Origin of the sequence: Enterococcus sp. 3H8_DIV0648 (assembly GCF_002140655.1) — a bacterium.
In the GTDB taxonomy this organism is placed as follows: Bacteria; Bacillota; Bacilli; order Lactobacillales; family Enterococcaceae; genus Enterococcus_A; species Enterococcus_A hulanensis.
Window position 1 is genome coordinate 1196040 of sequence record NZ_NGLG01000002.1, and the last position, 4203, is coordinate 1200242.

Here is a 4203-nt window from a genome sequence, read left to right on the forward strand (position 1 = left end):
ATATTAACTAGGGAAATTGCCGACTCATCTATCTAGGGTTTATTTTAAACAAAAAAGTCGGCGTTTGCATTTTCTCTATGAGACCTGATTATCCCATTATTTTTAGGAAACGGGAGATTTATGGTTTTTTGAAACCCTCATTTTCGCTATTTCCTACGGTAAAATTAAGTGAGTCGATTGAACATTTTTTTTAAAGCGAGTCCTTTTCATAAGCACTCAAGTTCTAAAATCGTATAAAAAGTATTGTGTTTCCAACCGTTTGTCAGATTATGGAAGTTCATAAGGAGCGAAACGAGATGAAGAAAAAAGTAGGAAGATTATTTGTGGTTTTGATTTTACTTTTCCAATTTTTGCCGATCACTGAATTAACTCTAGCTGCTACAACTGAAACAGAGCCGTCGCAAAGCCAGCAGACTGTTTCTTCAGAATCTGTGAGTGAAACTGTCCAACGATCCAATACTAGCAGTTCGGCTGCAGCAAAACAATCAAGCCTATTAGAAACGAGTACCAGCAGTCAAATAAGTACCAGTCCATCAGACACGATAGCCAATTCGACATCCGAATCACAATCGACGAAGGAAACAATGCCTTCAGTGGCTAAGCAAACAGATCAGGCATTGCCAAAGGCTCCAACGCCGGCAATTACGATTGATTTTGAAAATGAAAGATTGGAAGGCTTTGACGTTGACGCAATGTATAGTTTGAAATATGGTTCTAACGTAATCCCGATCAGTGGAACCACAGGATATCAGCTAGTCGAAGTGATGCTGGGACAGAATGTAGAAATCATTCAAAAAGGTGTTGCCGGGTCCACTGAGGATAGTGATGCCCAGATGCTTTCGCTGCCTAAGCGTCCGGTGATGGATTCTAGCTTTATTCGTTCATCAGATGAAACCTCTGAAGGTGCAAATGATGGAACCCTAGGTGCGTATGGAGCGAACATGGAGTATCGTCTAAAAGGTACAGAAGAATGGAAAGTTTTGCCGCACTATACGACTGGGACAGGTCCGCTTGCTCCGGGAGAGTATGAAATCAGATTTAAGGCTGTCCAGTCAAAAAGTCAATTCAAAAGTTTGCCTTTCATTAGGGTAATCAAAGCAGGAATAGATCGAGAAAAAATCCCTACGATCACGATTAATTATGAAAAGGAAATACTGGAGGGCTTTGATCCTGCTGGGACGTATGAAGTGAAATTCGATGCGAAAACCCAATATACAGTAAGTGGAGAAACGACCTTTAAGATCACAGATGGTTCAGATAGTACGTTTAATATGTTCAGCAAGGTCTGGAAAATTACCAAGAAAAATACGAATGATCAAAAACCAGATAGTGTTCAGCAGGAACTTACAATTAAAGCCCGACAACAATTGCCGGATGGTTGGGTGACCGCGAAGGATGAAACTGCAAAAGATCAAAATGATGGGAAACTTATTGGGGTTGACCAAGCTTATGAGTATCGTAAAACAGGAGAGAAAAGTTGGATCAAGGGATCGACCAACAGTACAGTGGAAGGCTTAGCGCCTGGAACCTATGAGATTCGCATGTTTGCTAGTAATACCGGACTGGTCTTTGTCAGCAATACCATCACGAAGACAATCAATCCGGGCAAAGCGAGAGAGGAAACCCCGGAGATCAAGGTTAATTATGAGAAGGAACAATTGGAAGGATTTGACGATCAAGCCTCCTATGTAATTAGGTTTAATCAGGATGTTGTCTCTGTCAGTGGAACGACCACGTTCAAAATTCCAGATGATATGTTTCAAAATAGATGGTGGAAGGTTATCAAAAAAGGCGACGGACAAGCCACACAAGATAGCAACCCCCAAGATTTATTAATCAAATCCAGGCCATATTTACCAGAATCCGGGATCACAGTAAAACACGAGACAGAGAAGAATAAAAATGATGGGAAACTGATCAATGTAGGTTCGGATCGACAATATCGAATGTTGGGTGATCAGGATTGGCTTATAGGAACTACAAACGGCACAGTAGAAAACCTATCCCCAGGAACCTATGAGATTCAGATTGCACCGAGCAATGATAGTCAAACTTTTGCCAGTAGCGTTGTGACGAAAACGATTGAAGCTGGGTTAATAACTGAAGAAACTCCGGGCATTGCGATCGATTATGAAAATGAATTACTGACAAACCTTGATCCAGCGGCTACCTATGAATTAAAGGGGGTCGAAACATTCCCACCGCATACTGAAACAGGAGAATCCGTTACCATCTCGCCAGGCAGTGATACTTATCAGATCACAGATAATATGATGGGAAAGCGATGGTTTATTATAAGGAAAGCACGTTCGAATGAGTACAATGATTCTGTCGAGCAAAGCCTCTATTTAGATTTACGTTGGACTATTAATGCGGCAAACTTTACTGCCATCAAAGAAACCCAAGCTGGAACAAAAGATGGTAAGTTGAAAAATGTTTTTTTGAACACGCAATATCGAAAAAAAGGTGATAATAATTGGCTGATCGGTGAACAGTCCGGCACTGTTGAAGGCTTAGAAGAAGCAGTCTACGAAATTCGGTATAAGGCGGACAAGGATCAGCGGATGTTCGCCAGTAAGATTGTTGAAGTAGATCTTTCTAACGGATTGATCCAGAAAATCAAACCAGAAATCAAAATAGACTATGAACGAGAAATGCTAGTCAATTATTTACCAAATGAGCAGTACAAGACTGCATCGTATGTTGTAGATCACTGGGTGAATGCCCCGCAACCCGAAAATTTGGCAGTGTCAATTACCGAAGAAATGTTTGATACATGGACGTATGTCAATATTGAAGCTCAAGCGGGAGTGGCAGTTGCCAGCGAGATACAGAAATTTGTCATTCCTGCACGCCAAACGGTTGATGAAAAATCTGTTTCGGTTGAGAATGAAAGCTATGCCGGAGCGAAAGACGGTAGACTGACAGGTATTTTACCAAATATGGAATACCGTAAGACTGGAGCCAGCGATTGGCAAAAAGGGACTGCTGATGGGACCATCACCAATCTACCTGCTGGAACCTATGAGATTCGCAAAGCCAGCAGCAATACTGAGCAGAAATTTGCGAGTCTGCCAATCAAAAAAGAAGTCAAAGCAGGCATTCCAAAAGCGAAAACACCAGAGTTGACTGTCAATTATGAAGGAGAAACACTAGATGGTTTGGATGCGTCAGCGGAGTATCAAATCACGCTTGATAGAAAAAATTATCCAGTCAAAGGAATCAAAACCTATAAAATTCCTCCAGAGATGTTTGGCAAGGACATCCGAATCGTTCGTGTTGGAGATGGAAAAAATAGTCTAACTAGCGATCCACAACAGTTAACGGTCAAAGCACGTCCGGTCTTGGATGCAAAAGTGGTACAAGTAATCAATGAGAGCGGGAAGAAGAAACAGGATGGTCAGCTAAAAGGCGTCACAGCTGACATGGAATACAGACAGGTTGGCGAAGAAAGCTGGCATCAAGGAACGGAAAAAGGCGTCATTTCCAATCTAGCTGCTGGAACCTATGAGATTCGTTACGCCAGCAGCAATGACAAGCAACGATTTGCTAGTGAAAGTATCGCGAAAGTCATCAAGACTGATAGCGAGCAAGCGCCAGTGGAACCAACACCAACACCAATACCGAAACCCAAGTCGCAATCGAAATCGCAACCTTCAGCCGGGAAACCGACCTCGAAGACGCCAACGGGACAGCTAAAAAAATCAGTTCCTGCGCAGAAAAAAACTGGAAAAACATATCCTAGAACTTTACTAAAAGCAGGAGAGAAAAAAGTTTACGGCATGATGCTTGCCGGAATCTTGATACTCACAGTAGTAGCTATCTATTGGAAGAAAACGAAAAGAGATGAAGTATAAAATAAGATTGAGCCAGCGGATCAATGACTAGTAAAAGAAAAAAGACGCAGAATGCTCTTTACAGGAAGGGAGTGGGCAAGAGCGCAACATTCTTTTAAAAATTCCCACGTATGCTATCTACGATTTTGTTATCGCGGAAAGTATACGTGGCTTTTTGTGTAGTGGTTTGGGCTATGGCAAAAAAATTTCCCCTATTAATGAAGTTCTTGAACAGGAGGATTAAGAGAAAAATATGAGTTCAGATACTTTCGATAATTTATCCATCCTGGAAAGAGTACGAACAATAATAAAAACAGCAAAATTGTTTGAATAGCTGAAACGACTGTTTATTGACAAATGTATACAC

1 protein-coding gene is annotated in these 4203 nt (G+C 41.4%); it reads left to right on the forward strand.

What is annotated here, in order from left to right; translation table 11 throughout:
- Window positions 1–296 precede the first annotated feature (296 nt).
- Window positions 297–3857, forward strand: a complete 3561-nt coding sequence (locus tag A5875_RS21945; protein WP_088935679.1) for a hypothetical protein — start codon at window positions 297–299, stop codon at window positions 3855–3857.
- The last annotated feature ends 346 nt before the right edge of the window (window positions 3858–4203 follow it).